This window comes from Kocuria sp. KH4 (assembly GCF_053711175.1).
Window position 1 is genome coordinate 50,832 of sequence record NZ_JBSJYX010000004.1, and the last position, 19,914, is coordinate 70,745.

General features: G+C 75.7%; 16 protein-coding genes. 6 read left to right on the forward strand and 10 right to left on the reverse strand.

Features of this window, described 5'->3' with window-relative positions; translation table 11 throughout:
• Nucleotides 1–7: 7 nt before the first annotated feature.
• Both ACWCOM_RS04625 and ftsY read right to left on the reverse strand, forming a co-directional pair.
• Nucleotides 8–1,321, reverse strand: a complete 1,314-nt coding sequence (locus ACWCOM_RS04625; protein WP_454547567.1) for an ammonium transporter — start codon at nucleotides 1,319–1,321, stop codon at nucleotides 8–10.
• A gap of 207 nt (nucleotides 1,322–1,528) precedes the next feature.
• The gene (gene ftsY, locus ACWCOM_RS04630; RefSeq protein WP_454547568.1) at nucleotides 1,529–2,674 is read right to left on the reverse strand and encodes a signal recognition particle-docking protein FtsY; all 1,146 of its coding nucleotides are present in this window, start codon (nucleotides 2,672–2,674) and stop codon (nucleotides 1,529–1,531) included.
• Between the two features lie 78 nt (nucleotides 2,675–2,752).
• Between ftsY and ACWCOM_RS04635 the strand changes: the two genes are divergently transcribed.
• Nucleotides 2,753–3,988 carry an MFS transporter gene (locus ACWCOM_RS04635; protein ID WP_454547569.1) on the forward strand — a complete coding sequence of 412 codons (1,236 nt, stop codon included), beginning with the start codon at nucleotides 2,753–2,755 and terminating at the stop codon, nucleotides 3,986–3,988.
• A 33-nt stretch (nucleotides 3,989–4,021) separates the two neighbouring features.
• On the opposite strand, the gene smc is transcribed toward ACWCOM_RS04635, so the two are convergent.
• The gene (smc, locus tag ACWCOM_RS04640) at nucleotides 4,022–7,642 is read right to left on the reverse strand and encodes a chromosome segregation protein SMC (RefSeq protein ID WP_454547570.1); all 3,621 of its coding nucleotides are present in this window, start codon (nucleotides 7,640–7,642) and stop codon (nucleotides 4,022–4,024) included.
• Nucleotides 7,643–7,897: 255 nt separating this feature from the next.
• On the opposite strand from smc, the gene ACWCOM_RS04645 reads away from it, so the two are divergent.
• The 3 genes from ACWCOM_RS04645 (at nucleotide 7,898) to ACWCOM_RS04655 (ending at nucleotide 12,953) form a co-directional block, all read left to right on the forward strand.
• The gene (locus ACWCOM_RS04645) at nucleotides 7,898–8,923 is read left to right on the forward strand and encodes a 3-oxoacyl-ACP synthase III (protein ID WP_454547571.1); all 1,026 of its coding nucleotides are present in this window, start codon (nucleotides 7,898–7,900) and stop codon (nucleotides 8,921–8,923) included.
• 140 nt (nucleotides 8,924–9,063) lie between these two features.
• Entirely contained in the window at nucleotides 9,064–11,760 is a 2,697-nt protein-coding gene (locus tag ACWCOM_RS04650; RefSeq protein ID WP_454547707.1) for an alpha/beta fold hydrolase, read from the forward strand.
• Nucleotides 11,757–12,953 carry an NAD-dependent epimerase/dehydratase family protein gene (locus ACWCOM_RS04655; protein WP_454547572.1) on the forward strand — a complete coding sequence of 399 codons (1,197 nt, stop codon included), beginning with the start codon at nucleotides 11,757–11,759 and terminating at the stop codon, nucleotides 12,951–12,953. The genes ACWCOM_RS04650 and ACWCOM_RS04655 overlap by 4 nt, the downstream gene beginning before the upstream one ends.
• An 82-nt stretch (nucleotides 12,954–13,035) precedes the next feature.
• Here ACWCOM_RS04655 and mutM read toward each other — a convergent pair whose 3' ends face one another.
• The 5 genes from mutM to coaD form a co-directional block, all read right to left on the reverse strand.
• On the reverse strand, nucleotides 13,036–13,977 hold the full coding sequence (gene mutM, locus ACWCOM_RS04660) for a bifunctional DNA-formamidopyrimidine glycosylase/DNA-(apurinic or apyrimidinic site) lyase (RefSeq protein WP_454547573.1): 942 nt from the start codon (nucleotides 13,975–13,977) through the stop codon (nucleotides 13,036–13,038).
• 20 nt (nucleotides 13,978–13,997) lie between these two features.
• Entirely contained in the window at nucleotides 13,998–14,696 is a 699-nt protein-coding gene (rnc, locus tag ACWCOM_RS04665; protein ID WP_454547574.1) for a ribonuclease III, read from the reverse strand.
• Between the two features lie 5 nt (nucleotides 14,697–14,701).
• Nucleotides 14,702–14,905 carry a 50S ribosomal protein L32 gene (rpmF, locus tag ACWCOM_RS04670; protein ID WP_031282896.1) on the reverse strand — a complete coding sequence of 68 codons (204 nt, stop codon included), beginning with the start codon at nucleotides 14,903–14,905 and terminating at the stop codon, nucleotides 14,702–14,704.
• A 2-nt stretch (nucleotides 14,906–14,907) separates the two neighbouring features.
• The gene (locus ACWCOM_RS04675; RefSeq protein WP_454547575.1) at nucleotides 14,908–15,420 is read right to left on the reverse strand and encodes a YceD family protein; all 513 of its coding nucleotides are present in this window, start codon (nucleotides 15,418–15,420) and stop codon (nucleotides 14,908–14,910) included.
• Between the two features lie 170 nt (nucleotides 15,421–15,590).
• Nucleotides 15,591–16,058: a pantetheine-phosphate adenylyltransferase gene (gene coaD / locus ACWCOM_RS04680; RefSeq protein WP_454547576.1), complete on the reverse strand. Its 468-nt coding sequence runs from the start codon at nucleotides 16,056–16,058 to the stop codon at nucleotides 15,591–15,593.
• A gap of 46 nt (nucleotides 16,059–16,104) precedes the next feature.
• On the opposite strand from coaD, the gene ACWCOM_RS04685 reads away from it, so the two are divergent.
• Together ACWCOM_RS04685 and ACWCOM_RS04690 are read left to right on the forward strand one after the other, a co-directional pair.
• Nucleotides 16,105–17,325 (forward strand): aminotransferase class I/II-fold pyridoxal phosphate-dependent enzyme, encoded by a 1,221-nt coding sequence (locus tag ACWCOM_RS04685; protein WP_454547577.1) that lies wholly within the window; start codon nucleotides 16,105–16,107, stop codon nucleotides 17,323–17,325.
• A 199-nt stretch (nucleotides 17,326–17,524) separates the two neighbouring features.
• Nucleotides 17,525–17,770 carry a hypothetical protein gene (locus ACWCOM_RS04690; protein WP_454547578.1) on the forward strand — a complete coding sequence of 82 codons (246 nt, stop codon included), beginning with the start codon at nucleotides 17,525–17,527 and terminating at the stop codon, nucleotides 17,768–17,770.
• A gap of 101 nt (nucleotides 17,771–17,871) precedes the next feature.
• Here ACWCOM_RS04690 and ACWCOM_RS04695 read toward each other — a convergent pair whose 3' ends face one another.
• Nucleotides 17,872–19,194, reverse strand: coding sequence for a UDP-glucose dehydrogenase family protein (locus ACWCOM_RS04695; protein WP_454547579.1), 1,323 nt, complete (start codon nucleotides 19,192–19,194; stop codon nucleotides 17,872–17,874).
• Between the two features lie 107 nt (nucleotides 19,195–19,301).
• The gene (gene rsmD, locus ACWCOM_RS04700) at nucleotides 19,302–19,901 is read right to left on the reverse strand and encodes a 16S rRNA (guanine(966)-N(2))-methyltransferase RsmD (RefSeq protein ID WP_454547580.1); all 600 of its coding nucleotides are present in this window, start codon (nucleotides 19,899–19,901) and stop codon (nucleotides 19,302–19,304) included.
• Nucleotides 19,902–19,914: the final 13 nt, after the last annotated feature.

The window sequence follows — 19,914 nt, forward strand, 5'->3', positions numbered from 1 at the left end:
GCACGGCTCAGCCGCGCACCGGCTGGGAGCGGCCCGGCTCGAAGGCGGCGGCCTCCTCGCCGGCGGCGTGCCGGCCCGGGGTGAACGAGCCCGTGGCGTCGCCGGTCAGGGCGTAGCCGGACTCGGCGTGCTGGGTGATGTCGATGCCGTCGATCTCGTCCCGCTGCGGGATCCGGAAGCCGATGGTCTTGTCGATGACGAAGGCGATGACGAAGGTGAGCACCGCGCAGTAGAGCACCGAGACGAGCACCGCCACGACCTGGGTGAGCAGCAGGCCGAAGCCGCCGCCGTAGAACAGCCCCGCGGTGCCCTCGGACGGCAGCGCCACGAAGCCCAGGGCCACGGTGCCGACCACGCCGGAGACCAGGTGCACGCCGATCACGTCCAGCGAGTCGTCCATGCCCATGCGGTACTTGAGGCCCACGGCCAGCGCCGAGCAGATGCCGGCCACGAAGCCCAGCGCGATCGCCCACACCGGGGAGACGTTGGCGCAGGCGGGGGTGATGGCCACGAGCCCGGCCACGGCGCCGGAGGCGGCGCCCAGGGACGTGGCGTGGCGGTCGCGGATCCGCTCGGTGAGCAGCCAGCCCAGCATCGCCGCGGAGGGCGCCACGAGGGTGTTGATCCAGATCAGCCCGGCCTGCTCGGCCGTGCCGGCCGCGCCGGCGTTGAAGCCGAACCAGCCGAACCACAGGATGGCGGCGCCGAGCATCACGAGCGGCAGGTTGTGCGGGCGCTGGCTCGGGTCCTTGCCGAAGCCCTGGCGGGCCCCGACGATCATGATGAGGATCAGCGCCGCGACGCCGGCGTTGATGTGCACCACGAGCCCGCCGGCGAAGTCGATGGCCTCGCCGAGGGCGGAGCCCACGGCGCCGTCCTCGGTGAGCAGCCCGCCGCCCCAGACCATGTAGGCCAGCGGCGCGTAGACGAGGGTGGCCCAGACGGGCACGAACACGGCCCAGGCGCCGAACCGGGCGCGGTCGGCGATCGCCCCGGAGATCAGGGCGACGGTGATGATGGCGAAGGTCCCGCCGTAGGCGGCGCCGAGGAGGTCCTCGCTCCCGATGAGGTCGGCCAGGGCGAAGGAGGGCACCGGGCTGCCGGTGATCCCGCCCAGGAGCGGGTCCCCGCCGCTCATCGAGTAGCCCCACAGCACCCACACCACCGAGACGAGAGCGATGGAGATGAAGCTCATCATCATCATGTTCAGGACGCCCTTGGCCCGGGTCATCCCGCCGTAGAACAGCGCCAGCCCGGGGGTCATGAAGAAGACCAGGGCTGCCGCGACGATCGTCCACACGTGTCCAGCAGTGATTTCCACGATGTGCACCTCTCTCTGAAGGTTGGTCGGTCACCGGTGCCACTGGCCCGTTCCCCGCGGGGCCGTCCGGTGCTCACCGTTCACCTCGAGTGTCCGAGAGAGATGTTTCGTCCGCTGCCGCGTCCGGTTGCGGGCATGTTTCGGGCCCGCCGCAATGATGACGCGCGTGTTAACTGCGGCGGGCCCGTGGGGCGTTGGGAGGACGGGTCAGTCGAGCAGGGCGTCCACGAACCCCTCCGCCTCGAAGGGGGCCAGGTCGTCCGGGCCCTCGCCCAGGCCGATGAGCTTGACCGGGACCCCGAGGCTCTTCTGGATGGCCACCACGATGCCGCCCTTGGCGGTGCCGTCGAGCTTGGTGAGGACGATGCCGGTGACGTCCACGGCCTCGGAGAACACGCGGGCCTGGGTCATGCCGTTCTGCCCGGTGGTCGCGTCGATGACCAGCAGGACCTCGTCGATGACGGCGGCCTTCTCCACGACCCGCTTGATCTTGCCGAGCTGGTCCATCAGGCCGGCCTTGTTCTGCAGCCGCCCGGCGGTGTCGATCATCACGACGTCGACCTCCTGCTCGATGCCGGCGACCACGGAGTCGTAGGCCACGGAGGCGGGGTCGGCGCCCTCCACGTCGGAGCGCACCGTGGGCACGCCCACCCGCGCCCCCCAGGTGGAGAGCTGGTCGGCGGCCGCGGCGCGGAAGGTGTCGGCCGCGCCCAGCAGCACGTCCTTGTCCTCGGCGACGAGCACGCGGGCGAGCTTGCCCACGGTGGTGGTCTTGCCGACCCCGTTGACGCCCACGACGAGGACGACGGCGGGGAGGGGGCCCTTGCGGGACACGGCCAGCGACCGGTCCAGCGTGGGGTCCACGAGCCGCACGAGCTCCTCCCGCAGCATGGCCTTCACGTGCGCGGGGTCGCTGGTGCCCTCCACCGTGACCCGGCGCCGCAGGGACTCGACGAGCTCCATCGAGGCGTCGGTGCCGAGGTCGGCGAGCAGCAGCGTCTCCTCGATCTCGTCCCACACGTCCTGGTCGATCCGGTCTCGGGAGAGCAGGGCGAGCAGGCCCTTGCCGAGGACGTTGTTGGACCGGGCCAGCCGGCCGCGCAGGCGCGCCATCCGCGACGCCGCCGACTCGGGCCGGTCCAGCGCCGGGCGGGTGTCCGCCGGCGGGGCCGGGGCGCTGCCGGGCACCAGGTCCCCGGGAGCCGCGGTGGAGCCCCCCGCCAGGTCGTCGGCGTCCCGGGTGGAGGGGTAGCCGCCGCGGGGCGCCTTGGGGCCGCGCAGCAGCACGAGGCCGAGCAGACCCAGGACCACGACGGCGATGAGCACGTATACGAGAACGGGTATCGAATCCACGTCCCCCAGCTTCTCACACCGCCCCCGGCGGGACCCGGCGGCGGGGGCGTGCGCGTCCGGGGGTCCTAGACTCGACGGGTGCCCGTCCAGCCCTCCGCCCCCGCGCCCGAGCGCGACCGCGTGCCCCAGCAGATCACGGTGCTCATCGCCGCCGCCTTCGTCATCGCGATCGGCTACGGGATCGTGGCGCCCGTGCTCCCCCAGTTCGCCACGACCTTCGGGGTCGGGGTGGCGGCCGCCTCGGCCGTGGTCAGCGTCTTCGCCGTGGCCCGCCTCCTGTTCGCCCCCGCGGGCGGGCGGATCCTCAACCGGATCGGCGAGCGCCCCACCTACGTGACCGGGGTGCTCATCGTGGCGCTGTCCTCGGCGGCCACCGCGTTCGCCCAGAGCTACTGGCAGCTGCTGCTGTTCCGGGGCCTCGGCGGGATCGGGTCGGTGATGTTCACCATCTCCGCGATGGGCCTGATCGTGCGCCTGGCCCCGCCCCGGATGCGGGGCCGGGTCTCCGGCTACTACGCCTCGGCGTTCCTGGTGGGCGGGGTGCTCGGCCCGGTCGTGGGCGGTCTGCTCGCCGGGCTCGGGATGCAGGCCCCGTTCCTGATCTACGCGCTCGCCCTGGTCGTGGCGGTGGCGGTGGTGCACTTCCGGCTCAAGGACGAGGTGCTCGGCGCCGGCCGGGACCGGCGGGACCAGCCGGTCATGACCGTGGCCGAGGCGCGGCGGGTGGGCGCCTACCGCTCCGCGCTGGTCTCCAGCTTCGCCAACGGCTGGACCGCCCACGGCATCCGGGTGGCCCTGGTGCCGCTGTTCGCGGTCGCCGTCCTGGGGGCGGGCCCGGCGGTGGCCGGGCTGGCGCTGGCGGTCTACGCCGCGGGCAACGCCCTGGCCCTGCCGGTCACCGGCCGGCTGACCGACCGGTTCGGGCGCAGACCGCTGGTGCTCTGCGGCCTGCTGGTCAACGGGGTCGCCACCATGGGCCTGGGCCTGGTGCAGGACGTGCCGTGGTTCGTGGTCCTGTCCCTCGTGGCGGGCATGGGCTCCGGGACGCTGAACCCCGGGCAGCAGGCCACCGTGGCCGACGTCATCGGCCCGGACCGGGCCGGCGGGCCCGTGCTCGCGCGCTTCCAGATGAGCGCCGACGCCGGGCAGATCCTGGGCCCCGTGGTCGCCGGCGCGCTCGCGGACGCGGCGGGCTTCGGCTGGGCCTTCGGCGTCTCCGGGGCGATCATGCTGCTCGCGGCCGGGGCGTGGCTGCCCGTGCGGGACACGATGGAGCGGCCCGGCACCCCGGCGGCGCCCCCGCCCCCGTCGTAGGCCCGCCCGGACGGCGCGAGCTCGGCGGGGGGATCAGCGCAGTTCGGCGAGCCGCTGCCCGATCACGGTGCTGACCCCGTCCCCGCGCATGGCCACCCCGTAGAGGGCGTCGGCGATCTCCATGGTCCGCTTCTGGTGCGTGATGATGATCAGCTGCGAGGTCTCCTGCAGCTGGCGGAAGATGCTCAGCAGCCGCCCGAGGTTGCGGTCGTCCAGGGCCGCCTCGACCTCGTCCATGACGTAGAACGGCGAGGGACGCGCCTTGAAGATCGCCACGAGCAGCGCGATCGCCGTCAGGGAGCGCTCGCCGCCGGAGAGCAGGGACAGCCGCTTGATCTTCTTCCCCGCCGGGCGGGCCTCCACGTCGATGCCGGTGCTCAGCATGTCCGTCGGGTCGGTGAGCCGCAGCCGGCCCTCGCCGCCGGGGAACAGGGTGGCGAAGACGCCCTCGAACTCCCGGGCGGTGTCGGCGTAGGCCTCGGTGAAGACCCGCTCCACGTGCTCGTCCACCTCGCGCAGGATGCTGCGCAGGTCCTGCCGGGAGCGCTTCAGGTCCTCGAGCTGCTCGGCGAGGAAGCGGTGCCGCTCCTCCAGCGCCGCGAACTCCTCCAGCGCCAGGGGGTTCACGCGCCCCAGCGAGGCCAGCTCCTTCTCGGCCCGGCGCAGCCGCCGCTCCTGCTCGGCCCGCACGAAGGGCGCGTCTCCCACGGCCCCGAACAGCACGTCCGGCCCGTCCGCCCCGTCCTGCGGCTCCGCCTCCCCGGTGCCCGCGTCGGGGTCGGGGATCGGCAGGTGCGGCCCGTAGTGCTCCACGAGCGCGTCCGGGGTCAGGCCCAGCTCCTCCAGGGAGCGGGCCTCGAGGGCCTCGATGCGGGTGCGCTGCTGCGTGCGGGCCAGTTCGTCGCGGTGCACGGAGTCCGTGAGCTCGGTGACGCGGGCGGCGAGCCGGTCGTTGGCGGCGCGCAGCTCCGTGAGCTCCGCGTCCAGGCCGGCGCGCACGGCCTCCGCCCGGTCCCGGTCCGCGGCGGCGGCGGCCACGGACGCCTCGACGCGGGCCAGCAGCTGCTCGGCCGCGGCCAGCACGGCCTCGGCGTTGCGGGCCTGCAGCCGGCGGCGGTGCGCCCGGCGCTCGGCCTCCTCCCGGGCCCGGCGCTCGGTGGCGGCGGCCCGCTCCTGGGAGGCGGCCCGGTTGCCCAGCGCGCGGGCCTGCTCCTCGAGGGAGCGCAGGGCCAGCCGCCCCTCGGTCTCGGCGGCGCGGGCGGCGGCGGTGGCGCGGTGCAGCTCGTCGCGGCGGGCGGCGGCCTCCAGCTGGGCGTCCTCGGTGTCGTCCTCGCCGAGCTCCTCCGCCGCCTGCAGGCGGTCGGCGACCTCGTGCAGGCGCTGCTGCTGCGCGGCCAGGTGCCGGTCCGCGGCGGCGACCTGCTCCTCGAAGCGGCCGGTCTCCGCCGCGGCCGAGTCCAGCACGGCCCGGACCCGGGCCAGCTCGGAGGCGGCGAGCTCGGCGCCGCGCTCGGCCGCGCGCAGCGCCGCCGCGGCCTCCTGGGCCCGCCGGCGGCCGGCGTCGCGCTCCTCGCCCGCCGTCCGCGCCGCGGCGCGGGCACGGTCCAGGGCGGCGGCGAGCCGGGCCTGCTCCCGCTCGGCGCGCTCGGCCGCGGCGCGGGTCTCGAGCGTGCCGGCGGCCTCCGCGGCCCCGCCCCAGGCGGTGGTCGCGGTGAACACGTCGCCGTCGCGGCTCACCGCGGTCAGCCCGGGGCGGCCGGCCACCGCGCGGGCCGCCGTGGCCGCGTCCTCCGTGAGCACGGTGCCGGTCAGCAGGGCGCGGACCGCGGCCGCGCCGCGCGGGTCGTCGTCCGCCGTCCCGGCCCCGAGGACGGCGTCCGCGGGCCGGACCCCCGGCAGGGCGAGGACCTCCGGCGCGACGGGGGCCCCCGCCGGGACGGCGCCGTCGGCGACGAGCAGGTGGACCCGGCCCACCCCGTCGCCGCGCAGGCCCTCGAGGACCGCGACGGCGGCGCCGTGGGAGCGCACGGCGAGCGCCTCCGCGAACGGGCCCAGGGCGGCGGCCACGGCCCGCTCCCACCCGGGCTCGACGCCCACGAGGTCGGCGACGGCGCCCAGCACGGCGTCCGCGTGGCGCTCGCGGACCGCCGTCGAGCCGTCGGGCTGGCGCAGGGCGGCGCGCAGGGTCTCGGCGCGGGCCCGCTGGGCGTCGTGGGCGCGCAGCAGCTCCTGCGCCGCGGTCTCCGCCTCCCGGGCGGCCCCGCGGGCCGTCCCGGCCTCCGCGTCCGCCGCGTCGTGCTCGGCACGGGCACGGTCGGCGGCGGACGCGGCCTCGCGGGCGGCCAGGGCGAGGCTGTCGGCCTCCGCGGCGGCCCGGGCCCGGCGCTCCCCGGCCCCGGCGCGGGTGGTGTGCAGGCGGGCGAGCTCGTTCTCGGCCGCCTCCACCCGGGAGCGGGCGGCCGCCACGGCGCCCGTCAGCCGGGCCAGGCCCTCCCGCCGGTCGGCGGCCGCCCGCAGGAGCCCGGTGACCACGGCGTCCTGGGCCCGGGCGGCGGCCTCCGCGGCCTCCCGGTCCTCGATGGCCGCCGCGAGCCCGTCCGTGGCGTCCTCGACCTGCTCGAGCAGCCGCGCCTGGTCCTCCCGGGTGCGGGCGGCCTGGGCGGCGAGCCGGTCCGGGTCCCGGGCCGGCTCGGCGGGCTCGGCGGCCGGGCCCAGCAGCCGGCGCCGCTCGGCGGCCAGCGAGGCCAGCGACCGGTAGCGCTCCTGCACCGCGGTGAGCCGGTACCAGGTGTCCCGGGCCGCGTTGAGCGCGGGCGTCGCGCGCGCGGCGCGGGCCTCGGCGTCGGCCTGCCGGGCGCGCCCGGCGTCGAGGTCCTGCTCGGCCTGCGCGCGCTCGGCCCGCAGCCGGCGCTCCAGGTCCTCGTCCACCGCGAGCGTGGTGCGGGCCCGGACGAGGTCGTCGGCCAGCAGCCGGGACCGGGCGTCGCGGACGTCGTGCTGGATCCGCTGGGCGCGGCGGGCCACCCGGGCCTGCCGCCCCAGCGGCGTCAGCCGGCGGCGCAGCTCGGCGGTGAGGTCCTCGAGCCGGTCGAGGTTCGCCTGCATGGCCTCCAGCTTGCGCAGCGTGCGCTCCTTGCGGCGGCGGTGCTTGAGGATCCCGGAGGCCTCCTCGACGAAGCCGCGGCGCTCCTCGGGCGTGGCGTGCAGGATCCGGTCGAGCTGGCCCTGGCCCACGATGACGTGCATCTCGCGGCCGAGCCCGGAGTCCGAGAGCAGCTCCTGGATGTCGAGCAGCCGGCAGGACCGCCCGTTGATCGCGTACTCGGAGCCCCCCGAGCGGAAGAGCGTGCGCGAGATCGTGACCTCGGCGTACTCGATCGGCAGGGCGCCGTCGGCGTTGTCGATGGTCAGGGCCACGTGGGCGCGGCCCAGCGGGGCCCGCCCGGCCGTGCCCGCGAAGATGACGTCCTCCATCTTCCCGCCGCGCAGCGACTTGGCGCCCTGCTCCCCCATGACCCACGAGAGGGCGTCCACCACGTTGGACTTCCCCGAGCCGTTGGGCCCGACGACGGCGGTGACCCCGGGCTCGAACTCGAAGGTGGTGGCCGAGGCGAAGGACTTGAACCCCCGCACGGTCAGGGTCTTCAGGTGCACGGGCGGCCGGTCTCCTGGGCTGGGGGGCGGGGGTCGCCCCCACTGTACTCGGGCGCGTCCCGGCGCCGCGGCCCGGTGCGGGCCGGAGCCGGGCCGGACGCGAAGCTAAGCCTGCAGAGAAACGGCGGTCCTCGGCCAGCGCGCCGACGACCGGCCGGTAGACTGACCGCGACCAGCACGACCTGCCGACCCGTGACCGCGCCTGTCGGGCGCTGGAGCGGGGCGTCGGCGAGCCCCTAACGAAAGCCAGAGACCTTGACCGGTAATTCCTCGATCCGCCACCAGAACGCCGCACTCCTGGCCATCACCAAGGTCGAGGCCGACGAGGTGGTGCCCTCGTCCCACGCCGACGAGGTCCTGGAGGAGACGTTCGCGCGGCTGAAGATGCCGAAGGGACTGCTGCAGCGCCTCGCGGGCGTCAACGAGCGGCGCGTGTGGTCGCCGGGGCGGCACTTCACCGACGGCGCCGTGGAGGCGGGCGAGGCGGCGCTGGCCCGGGCGGGGGTCCGCCCCGAGCAGGTGGGGCTGCTGATCAACGCCTCGGTGACCCGCGACGGCTACGAGCCGGCGGTCTCGGTGTCCGTGCACCACCGGCTCGGGCTGGCGCCTTCGGCGCTAAACTTCGACGTCACCAACGCCTGCCTGGGCTTCGTCAACGGGCTCACCATCGCCTCCACGATGATCGACTCGGGCGCGATCGACTACGCCGTCGTCGTCGCCGGCGAGGACCCGACCCCGTGGCACCGCGAGACGTACGAGCGGCTGCAGGGCCCGGACGTGACCCGGGCGGACGTGGTGCGCGAGTTCGCCACGCTGACCCTCGGCTGCGGGGCCGCCGCCGCCGTGGTCGGCCCGGCCGACCGGCACCCGGAGGGCCACCGCATCGCGGGGTCCGTGACCCGCTCGGCGACCGAGCACCACGGGCTGTGCATCGGCGGCTTCGACGGCATGTACACCGACGCCACGGGCCTGCTCAAGCACGGCGTGGGGCTGCTCGCGGACGCCTGGCGCGACGCGCACCAGGACGGCTGGGAGTGGTCGGCGATGGACCGCTACATCGGCCACCAGGTCTCCATGTCCCACACCAACAAGCTGTTCCAGGACGTCGGGATCGACCCGGAGCGGTTCCCGCTGACCTTCCCCTTCTGGGGCAACGTCGCGGCCGCGGCCCTGCCCATGACCCTCGCCCTCGAGGCCGAGCGGCTCGAGCGCGAGGACCGGGTCCTGCTGCTGGGCGTGGGCTCCGGGCTCAACGCCACGTACATGGAGATCGACTGGTGATCCCCCGGCGCTGAGCGCCGCCCCACCGCACCCGCACGCCCGCACCCGCCCGCACCCGACGAGGAGCCCTCCCGCCCATGGCACGCAGACGACCGTCCACGACCCCCCAGCACGAAGGGCCGGACGCGGCGCGGCTGCCCATGACGGAGGTGCCGCTGCCCGGGGTCGACCCGGCCTGGTCCCGCACGGTCACCGTCGCCTCCACCGCGCCCGTGGAGCCCGTGCCCGGCCGCCGCCGCCGATGGCACCTCCTGGACAACGCGGCGTCCCTGGAGGCGGCCGGGCTGACCCCGCGCGGCACGGTGCTCGCCGTGCACGGCAACCCGACCTGGTCCTACCTGTGGCGCGACGTGCTGGCCGCCGGCCTCGACCCCGCCAACCCGTGGCGGGTCGTGGCCGTGGACCAGCTCGACATGGGCTTCTCCGAGCGCACCGGACTCGTCCGCCGCCTGGACGACAGGGTCCGCGACCTGGCCGACCTCACCGCCGAGCTGGGCCTCGACGAGGCCAGCACGCCCGTGGTGACGCTCGCCCACGACTGGGGCGGGCTGATCTCCTCCGGCTGGGCGCTGGAGCACCCGGACGTGCACCGCGGCGTGGTCCTCACCAACACCGCCGTCCACCACGACGGCGCCGAGGAGATCCCCGCCTCCCTGCGCCTGGCCCTGGCCCCGGCCGCCCACGGCCTGCTGACCGAGCGCACCACGGCCTTCCTGGACGTCGCGCTGGCGCTGGCGCAGCCGTCCCTGCCCGCGGACGTGCGGGCGGCCTACCGGGCCCCGTACGCCACGCGCGCCCGGCGCGAGGCGATCCGCCACTTCGTGGCCGACATCCCCGTGCCCGCCGACCACCCCTCCCACGCGCGCTTCGAGCAGATCGCCGCCGGCGTGGCCGGGATGGACGTCCCTGCCCTGCTCCTGTGGGGCATCGGGGACCCCGTGTTCCAGGAGCGCTACCTGCAGGACCTGATGCGGCGGCTGCCGCACGCCGACGTGCACCGCTACGAGGGCGCCCAGCACCTGCTGCCCGAGGCCCGGGACATCGCCGGCCCGGTGATGGCCTGGCTCGCCGACCGCTTCGGCCCCGGTCCCACCCGGCGGGAGCTGCACGTGCAGCGCCGCGCCACGGCGCGGGGCGCCCACGTGCCCTTCCACGCGGAGCTCGAGCAGCGCCGCACCGACCCGGGCCTCGCCGTGGTCGACATGGCCCCCGGCGCCGAGTCCGCGGGGCCGCGGGCGACGACGGCCCCGGTGCGGGCGAGCCTGAGCTGGGCGGAGCTGGCCGACCGGGTCGAGCGCCTCGCCGCCGGCCTGGCCGGCATCGGGGTGCGCCCCGGGGACCGGGTGAACCTCATGGTCCCGCCGGGCTCGGACCTCACCGCGCTGCTCTACGCGTGCCTGCGCGTCGGCGCCGTCGTCGTCGTGGCGGACACCGGGCTGGGCCCCAAGGGGCTGACCCGGGCGCTCAAGGGCGCCGCGCCGGACTGGCTGGTGGGCGTGCGCAGGGCCCTGACCGCCGGGCGGGCGCTGGGCTGGCCGGGCACCCGGATCTCCCTGGAGCGCCTCGACCCGGTCTCCCGGCGCGCCCTCGGCGTGGCCCACGACGTCCCCGGCCTGCTGGGCTCCGCCCCGCGGGCGGAGCTGCCCGCGCCGGATCCCGACGCGGACGCCGTGGTGCTGTTCACCTCCGGGTCCACCGGCCCGGCCAAGGGCGTGGTCTACACCCACCGCCAGCTCGGCGCGATGCGGGACGCCGTGCGCGACACCTACGGCCTCTCCGCCGGCACCGGCCTCGTGGCCGGCTTCGCGCCGTTCGCCCTGCTCGGCCCGGCCATGGGCACGACCTCGGTGACCCCGGACATGGACGTCACCGCCCCGAAGACCCTCACGGCGCGGGCCCTGGCCGACGCCGCCTCCGCGATCCGGGCGACCGCGGTGTTCCTGTCCCCGGCCGCCATCGCCAACGTCCTGGCCACCGCCCCCGAGCTCGACGAGGCCCGGTGCCTGGCCCTGGGCCGCGTGGAGCTGGTGCTCTCGGCCGGGGCGCCGCTGCCGGAGGCGCTGCTGGAGCGGTTCCAGGAGCTGGTGCCGGCCGCGACGCTGCACACGCCCTACGGCATGACGGAGGGGCTGCCCCTCACCGACGTCACGCTCGGCACGATCCGGCAGGCGCGCCGGGACGGCACCGCGGCGGGGGGCTCCCCCGTGGCCGGGGCCGGCAACGGGGTGTGCGTGGGCACCGCCGTGCACGGGGCCGAGCTCGGCGTCACCGCCCTCGGCCCGGACGGGGTGCCCGGCGACGAGATCACCACCGCGGCCGGGACCACCGGCGAGATCGTCGCCCGTGCCCCGCACGTGAAGGACCGCTACGACCGCCTGTGGGCCACGGAGCACGCGAGCACGCAGCTGCCCGGCTGGCACCGCACCGGGGACGTGGGGCACGTCGACGCCGCCGGCCGGCTGTGGGTGGAGGGCCGCCTGGCCCACGTGATCGTGACCGCCGACGGCGTGCGCACCCCGGTCGCCGCCGAGCACGCCGCCCAGACGGTGCCGGGCGTGGCCCGCGTCGCCGTGGTCGGCGTGGGCCCGGCCGGCGCCCAGGTGCCCGTGGCCGTCGCGGAGACCGTTCCGCCGGCCCCGCGCCCCGGGCCCGCCGATCCCCTGCTGACCGGCGCCGTGCGCGAGGCCGTGCGGGCGGCGACCGGCATGGACCTCGCGGCGGTCCTGGTGCTGCCCGAGCACCCCACCGACATCCGGCACAACTCCAAGATCGACCGAGCCCTGCTGGCCGGGTGGGCGGACGCCGCCCTGGCCGGAGGAAGGATCAGGAACCCGTGAACGGCAAGCACCGCAAGGACGGCCCGCACGACGCGAAGGTCCCCGCCTACGACGCCGCCGTGACGGAGGGCGCCCCGCCGGCCGGCACCGGCAGCCACGAGGTGGACCGCGGGCCCCGCGAGCTGGAGGGGCGCGGCCGCACGGTGCTCGTCACCGGCGCCTCCGGGATGCTCGGGGAGCACGTGGCCCGGCTGCTGCGCGGCCGGAACTGGACGGTGCGGCTGCTGCAGCGCCGGCACGCCGCCCTGGCCGAGCATCCCGGTGTGCAGGAGGTGCTGGGCTCCGTGACCGACCCCGACGCCGTGGCCCGCGCGCTGGAGGGCGTCGACGACGTCGTCCACCTCGCCGCGAAGGTCTCCTTCGCCGGGGACTGGGACGAGTTCGTGGCGACCAACGTCACGGGCACCCGCGTGCTGCTGGAGACCGCCCGGCGCGCGGGCGTGGACAACGTCGTGTTCGTCTCCTCCCCCTCGGTCGCCCACACGGGCGTGTCCATCGTGGGCGAGCCGGCCCGCCCGGCCGACCCCGTGCACGCCCGCGGCGACTACGCCCGGTCCAAGGCCGCCGCGGAGCTGCTCGCGCTGGAGGCGGACGGCCGGGGACTGCGGGTCACGGCCGTGCGCCCCCACATCGTGTGGGGCCCCGGGGACACCCAGCTGGTCGAGCGCGTGGTGGACCGCGCCGCCCGGGGCCGGATGCCGCTGCTGGACCACGGCGCGGCGCTGATCGACACCACGTACATCGACAACGCCGCCGAGGCGATCGTGCGGGCGCTGGAGCGGATCGAGTGGTCGCACGGGCAGGCGCTCGTGGTGACGAACGGCCAGCCGCGCACCGTGGGCGAGCTGATCTCCGGCTTCTGCCGGGCGGCGGGCGTGCAGCCGCCGACCCGCCGCGTCCCGGGCACGGTGGCCCGTGCCGCCGGCGCGCTCATCGAGCGGCTCTGGGCGCTGCGGCCGGGGGCCGACGAGCCGCCCATGACGGCGTTCCTGGCCGAGCAGCTGTCCACGGCGCACTGGTTCGACCAGCAGACCACCCGGGAGGTGCTCGACTGGACGCCGGCCGTGACGGTCGAGGAGGGCATGCGGCGGCTCACCGAGTACTACCGCACGCACCCGCTGGGCGCCCACGACGCCCCGCAGCCGGCCACCGGCTCCACCGCGGCCGACACCGCCCCGGCCGACACCCGCTGACCGGACGTCCGCCGGACCGACATCTGCCGGACCGGCATCCGCGGAACCGGCACCGCGGGTGCCGGCGCCCCGCCGCGGCCGGTCAGAACCGGGCGTTGCGGGGCGCGCGCTGGCAGACCGGGCAGCGGTAGGACGAGCGGTTCATGAACTGCTCGCGCACGATCAGCGCCGCCCGGCCCTCCTCCGCGCACCGGGAGCAGGGCCGGCCGGCGCGGCCGTAGGCGTGGAGGTCGCGGGCGAAGTAGCCCGACTCCCCGTTGACGTTGACGTACAGGGAGTCGAAGCTCGTCCCGCCGGCCGCGAGGGCCCGTTCCATCACCGCCCGGACCGCCTCGAGCACCCGGTGCGTCTCGGGGCGGCGGAGCGTGTCGGTGGGGCGGGCCCAGTGCAGGCGTGCCTGCCACAGCGCCTCGTCGGCGTAGATGTTGCCGATCCCGGAGACGAGGCCCTGGTCCAGCAGGGCCCGCTTGAGCCCGGTGCGCCGCCGGCGCAGCCGGTCGTGCAGGAGGTCGGTGTCGAAGGCCGGGTCCAGGGGGTCGCGGGCGATGTGGGCCGCGCGGGTGGGCACGGCCGGCAGGCCCGTGGCCGAGCGTCCGCCCGGGGCGCCGTCGCCGGTGGGCACGAGCGCGTCCAGGACCATGCCGCCGAAGATCCGCTGGTCCACGAAGCGCAGCTCGGCCGGGGTGCCGGGGCGCTCGGACAGGCGAAGCCGCACCTTGAGGTGCTTCTCCGCGGGCAGCCCGGCGTCCTTGACGAGCAGCTGCCCGCTCATCCCCAGGTGCACCAGCAGGGCCTCCTGGGGCGCGTCCCCGTCCGGCCCGGTCAGCGGCAGCCAGAGGAACTTGCCGCGGCGCACGGCGTCGCCGACCACCGCGCCCTCGAGCTCGCGGGCGAAGGCGACCGGGCCGGCCTCGTGCCGGCGCACCGAGCGCGGGTCGAGGACCTGCACGGACTCGATCCGGCGGCCCACGACCCAGCGCTCCACGCCGCGGCGGACGACCTCGACCTCGGGCAGCTCAGGCACGGGCGCCCCGCGTTCCCGACTCAGGCACCGCTGCGGGCCACCAGGGCCGCGTAGGCCTGCGCGGCGGCGGAGCGCTCGGCCTCCTTCTTGGTGGTGCCGGCGCCCGTGCCGTGGTCCTTGCCGCCGATGAGCAGGTGCGCCTCGTAGCGGCGGTCGTGGTCGGGTCCGGTGCCCTCCACGGCGTAGCGGACGGGGCCCAGCCCCCGGGCCGCGGCGAGCTCCTGGATCTCGGTCTTCCAGTCGCGCCCCTCGGTCATCACGAAGCCGTCCTCGAGCAGCGGCACGACCAGGCGCAGCACGAAGTCGCGGGCGGCCTCCAGCCCCGAGCACACGTAGACGGCGCCGATCAGCGCCTCCATGGTGTCGGCGAGGATCGAGGCCTTCTCGTGGCCGCGGGTCCGCACCTCGCCCTTGCCCAACCGGATGTGCGCGCCCACGTCGAGGGAGCGCGCGAGGTCGGCGAGGGTGCGGGTGCTCACCACGGCCGCGCGGATCTTCGCGAGGTTGCCCTCGGAGTCGTCGGGGTAGCGGTGGAAGATCTCGTCGGTGACCGCCAGGCCCAGCACGGAGTCCCCGAGGAACTCGAGCCGTTCGTTGTGGCCCTGTCCCTCGTGCTCATAGGCGTAGGAGCGGTGGGTCAGCGCAAGACGGAGCGTCTCGGCGTCGATGTCGACGCCGAGACGCTCCAGCAGGACCTGAGGGTCGGCGGTGGTGCTCACCGTGGTCAGGCGTCGGCCACCTTGCGGCCCTTGTACTCCAGGAACAGCGCGGTCCCCGCGGAGTCGGTCACGACCTTGGCCTGGTGCGGCAGGCTGTAGGTGACCTTGCCGTTCTCGACGGTCTTGACCAGCTTCGGCGCGGTCGCCTTCCACTGGGAACGGCGTGCACGGGTGTTGGCACGGGACATCTTCCGCTTGGGAACAGCCACGGCTATCTCTCTTCTCTCGTATCGGTCGTCTTCTCCGAGGTGTCCTGCTCGAGCAGGCCCGACAGGGCGCTCCAGCGAGGATCGAGCACCTCGTGGTGGTGTCCCGGGTCGTCCTCCAGGCGCGCGCCGCACTGGGCGCACAACCCCTGGCAGTCCTCCCGGCACACCGGTTGGAACGGCAGCTGAGTGATCACTGCGTCCCGAAGCATGGGTTCGAGGTCGATCGTCTCGTCCCGAACGTCATACATCTGGTCGTCCTCGACGTCCTCCCCACCGGTGGTGGCGGCGTCGAAGAGGTACAGCTCCTGCACGTCGACGTCCAGATCGTAGTCGATCGGGTCGAGGCAGCGGCTGCACTCGCCGTGGATGTCCACGGCGGCCGTGCCGGACACCAGGATCCCGTCGTGGACGGACTCCAGCCGGAGGTCCAGCTCGATGTCCGAGCCCTCCGGGGCGCCGATCAGTGCGTTGCCGAAGTCCTTCGGCGCGGGCACCGTCTTCTCCAGTCGTCGCATCGTCCCCGGGCGGTGCTCGAGGTCCCTGACATCGATGATGAGGGGCGAACTGTTCTCGCGACTGATGACGATCTCCTGGTGAAATTCTGGCCGACAGGCCATGGTAGCGTGCCCCGCCGCCGGTTCTCAAACGGGACGCGCCCCGCCGGTCCCGGAGGAGCGCGGCGGGCTCAGGCCTGCAGGGCGCGCAGCACGGGCGCGGGCACGAAGCCGGAGACGTCCCCGCCGAGGCCCTGGACCTCCTTGACGAGGGTCGAGGACAGGTGCAGGAACCGCGGGTCCCCCGGCAGGAACACCGTCTCGACCCGCGTGAGGTCGCGGTTCATCGTGGCCATCGGCACCTCGTACGCGTAGTCCTCCCCGGAGCGCAGCCCCTTGACCAGCGCCACCGCGCCCCGCTGCGCCGCGTAGTCCGCGAGCAGGCCCGCGCCCATGGGCTCGACGACGACGCCGGCGATCCCCGCGAGGCTCTCCTCCGCCAGCGCCAGCCGCTGCTCGGGACCGAAGCGGTGGCGCTTGTGCGGGTTCGTGGACACCGCGACCACCACCTCGTCGAAGAGCGCCGCGGCGCGCGCCACGACCTCCACGTGGCCGTTGTGGATGGGGTCGAAGGAGCCGGGGCAGATCGCTCGGTGCATGGGCCCCATCCTAGGCACCCTGCCCCGGGACCCTAGACTGGCGGCCATGGATGCCACCGCCGCCGCCCGCACGTCCCGCGCCCCCTGGGAGCGCATGGCCCACGGAGGGGGACTGCTGACCGGCGCCGGGGAGCTCACCGGGACGGTGTTCGAGGAGATGTCCCGGCTGGCCGCCCGCACGGGGGCGATCAACCTGGGCCAGGGCTTCCCGGACGTCGACGGGCCGCCGGAGATGCTCGACGCCGCCGCCGCCGCCCTGCGCGGCGGCGGCAACCAGTACTCCCCGGTGGCGGGGGTGCCGCAGCTGCGGGAGGCCGTCGCCGAGCACCAGCGCCGCTTCTACGGGCTCGAGCCGGACCCGGCCTCCGGCGTCGTCGTGACCGTCGGCGCCTCCGAGGGGCTGGCCGCGAGCCTGCTCGCGTTCCTGCGCCCCGGCGACGAGGTCGTCACCTTCGAGCCGCACTACGACCTCTACGGCGCGGTGGTGGAGTTCGCGGGCGCGCGGCTGGTCACGGTCCCGCTGGAGCCCCCGCGCTTCTCCCCCGACCTGGACCGGCTCGCCGCGGCCTTCGGGCCCCGCACCCGCATGGTGGTCCTCAACGACCCGCACAACCCCACGGGCACCGTGTTCGACGACGCCGCCCTGTCCCGGGTGGTCGAGCTGGCCCAGGAGCACGACTGCGTGGTGGTGACCGACGAGGTCTACGAGCACCTGCGCTACGGCGGCGCCCACCGCCCCCTGGCGGCCCTGCCGGGGGCCTTCGAGCGGACCCTCACCGTCTCCTCGGTGGGCAAGACGTTCTCCGCCACGGGCTGGCGCGTGGGCTGGGTGAGCGGGCCCGAGCACCTCGTCGGGGCGGTGCGGGCCACCAAGGCGTACTTCACGCACAGCGCGGCCACCCCCCTGCAGCTCGGGGCCGCGGCGGCCCTGCGCCTGCCGGACGCCTTCTACGCGGGTCTGGCCGAGGACTTCCGGCTCCGCCGCGACGTGCTCGTGCAGGGGCTGGCCGCCGCGGGCGCCGCACCCTGCGAGCCGCAGGGCACGTTCTTCGTCGTGGCCGACGTGGGCGTACTGTGCGAGCGCCACGGCGTCGGGGACGCCACCGCCCTGGCGCCCGTGCTGGCCGAGCGCTCCGGCGTGGTGGGCGTGCCGGTGCCGGCCCTCGCCTCGGCGGCGCACCGGGACCGGTACGCCGCCTGGATGCGCTTCTCCTTCGGCAAGCGCCGGGACGTCCTGGAGCAGGCGGCGCGGCGGCTGGCCGGCTGACCCGCGCGGCGCCCGTCACACACGGGCGGCACCCTTGGCGCGGCCGTGCCGGGTGGCTACCGTGGTGGGCACCCGCGAGCCCGGTGGAGCGGTCCGGGCCCGGGCCGGCGGCCCGCCGACGGCCGCCGTCGTCAGGGGGACCGGCACGCGCGGCCGCGGCGACCGGCCCTCCCCGCACAGTGTGTCCGAAGGGGGAACCATGCCATCAGGCCAGGGCAAGAACATCCGGCGCGTCACCAGCGTCGACGTGATCCGCAGCAGGCAGGGGGACGGCGACGCCGGCTCCTACACGTTCGAGCTGACCCTCGACGACGGGGTGGAGGAGTACCTGCTCGTCGTCCCCGAGAGCGAGGCCAGCACCGTGGCGCGGCTCATCCAGCACAGCAGCTCCATGCAGCTGGACAAGAACACGGACGACCTGATCTTCGAGAAGTACGGGGACTGAGTCCCGTCCGCGCCGACGGCCGCCGCTGCCCCGGCAGCGGCGGCCGTCGCCGCGGCGGGCGCCCCCGGTGCGCTCGGACCGGTGCGCTCGGACCGGTGCGCTCAGACCGTGGCCCGGCGGCCCAGCGCCCGGTAGGTGAAGCCGGCGGCGGACCAGCGCTCGGGGTCGAGCACGTTGCGCCCGTCCAGGATCTGCGGCACGGCCACGAGCGGGGCCAGCTGCTCCGGGGTCATCGCCTTGAACTCGGCCCACTCGGTCAGCAGCAGCACGACCTCCGCGCCGGTGACGGCGGCCTCGAGGGAGTCCACGTAGTCCAGGCGCGGATAGCGCTGGGCGGCGTTGGCGTTGGCCTCGGGGTCGTAGACGGCGACCTCGGCGCCGATCGAGTGCAGCCGGGCGGCGATGTCCAGGGCCGGGGAGTCGCGCACGTCGTCGGAGTCGGGCTTGAAGGCCGCCCCGAGCACGGCCACCTGCTTGCCCACCACGGAGCCGCCGAGCATCTGGGTGACGGTGTCCACGGTGTGCCCGCGGCGGCGGACGTTGATGTCGTCGACCTCCGCCAGGAAGCGCACCGACTGCTCCACGCCCAGCTCCGCGGCCCGCGCCCGCAGGGCCCGGATGTCCTTGGGCAGGCAGCCGCCGCCGAAGCCCACCCCGGCGTTGAGGAACTTCCGCCCGATCCGCTCGTCGAGCCCGATCGCGTCCGCGAGGGTGCGGATGTCCCCGCCGACCGCCTCGGTGAGCTCGGAGAGGGCGTTGATGAAGGAGATCTTGGTGGCCAGGAACGCGTTGGCGGCGACCTTCACCAGCTCCGCCGTCTCGAAGTCGGTGACGATCAGCGGCACGCCCGCCTCCAGCTGGCGGGCGTAGACCCGGCGCAGCACGGCCTCCGCGGCCGCGTCCTCCGCGCCCAGCACCATCCGGTCCGGGGTCAGGGTGTCCTCCACGGCGTAGCCCTCGCGCAGGAACTCCGGGTTCCAGACCAGGGACACGTCCACCCCGTCGCGGGCCGAGGCGCGGGCGAGGTCGGCCAGCCGCCGGGCCGAGCCGACGGGGACCGTGGACTTGCCCGCGATCACGCAGTCCTTCGTGGCGGCCGCGGCGATCGAGCCGACGGCGGCGTCCACGTAGCGCATGTCCGCCGCGAAGGACCCGGCGCGCTGGGGCGTGCCGACGCCCACGAAGTGCACGTCGCCGAAGGCCCCGGCCTCCTCGTAGCTGGTGGTGAAGCGCAGGCGCCCGGTGTCCACGTGCTTGCGCAGCAGCTCCCCCAGGCCTGGTTCGTGGAAGGGCAGCTCCCCGCGGGACAGGGCGTCGACCTTCGCGGGGTCCACGTCCACGCCCAGGACCTCGAAGCCCATCTCCGCCATCGACGCGGCGTGCGTGGCCCCCAGGTAGCCCGTGCCCAGAACCGTGATCTTCATGGACGTCCTCCGTCTCTCCCGGGCCGCCGGGCCCGTGCTCGTTGTTGCCTGTCGCATCGCTGCCTGTCGCATCTTGTCAGGGCCGGGGCGCGCAGCGGCGCACCCGCTCAGCGCGGCGCGCCGGGCGGCGGCGCGGATGTGAGCGCCGTCTCGGCGAACCACATGGTGGTCTCCCCGTGCCGGGCCTGCTCGAAGCGGCGCAGCCCGGACGGCCACTGCGGCTCGGGCGAGCGCGCGGAGCGCTCGACCACGACCACCCCGCCCTCGCCCAGCCGGCCCACCAGCGCCGCCAGCACGGCGGTCAGCTCGCGCTCCCCCAGCGGATAGGGCGGGTCGGCCAGCACCAGGTCCCAGGGGCCTTCCGCGGGATCGGCCAGGTAGGCGGCGACGGCGCTCTGGCGGACCGCGACCACGTCCTCGCGGCCCAGCGCCCGGTGCACCACCGCCGCGTTGCCCCGGCACACGCGCACGGCGGGCGGGTGGCGCTCCACCAGGGTGACCGCCGCCGCGCCCCGGCTCGCGGCCTCGCAGCCCAGCGCCCCGGACCCGGCGAACAGGTCCAGGACCCGGGCCTCGTGCAGCATGCCCCAGGCCTCGAGGCGGGCGAAGAGCGACTCCTTGACCCGGTCGGTCGTGGGGCGGGTGCCCTGGCCCGGCACGGAGCGCAGGCGCAGCCCCCCGGCGGCGCCGGCGATGATCCTGCTCATGGTCGGACTCCTC

Bases quoted from the DNA above. Each gene is read 5' to 3' on its own strand.
- ACWCOM_RS04650 (WP_454547707.1), top strand. From the start codon at position 9,064: ATGACGGAGGTGCCGCTGCCCGGGGTCGACCCGGCCTGGTCCCGCACG.
- ACWCOM_RS04675 (WP_454547575.1), bottom strand. From the start codon at position 15,420: ATGCGACGACTGGAGAAGACGGTGCCCGCGCCGAAGGACTTCGGCAAC.
- coaD (WP_454547576.1), bottom strand. From the start codon at position 16,058: ATGCACCGAGCGATCTGCCCCGGCTCCTTCGACCCCATCCACAACGGC.
- ACWCOM_RS04685 (WP_454547577.1), top strand. From the start codon at position 16,105: ATGGATGCCACCGCCGCCGCCCGCACGTCCCGCGCCCCCTGGGAGCGC.
- ACWCOM_RS04690 (WP_454547578.1), top strand. From the start codon at position 17,525: ATGCCATCAGGCCAGGGCAAGAACATCCGGCGCGTCACCAGCGTCGAC.
- ACWCOM_RS04695 (WP_454547579.1), bottom strand. From the start codon at position 19,194: ATGAAGATCACGGTTCTGGGCACGGGCTACCTGGGGGCCACGCACGCC.
- rsmD (WP_454547580.1), bottom strand. From the start codon at position 19,901: ATGAGCAGGATCATCGCCGGCGCCGCCGGGGGGCTGCGCCTGCGCTCC.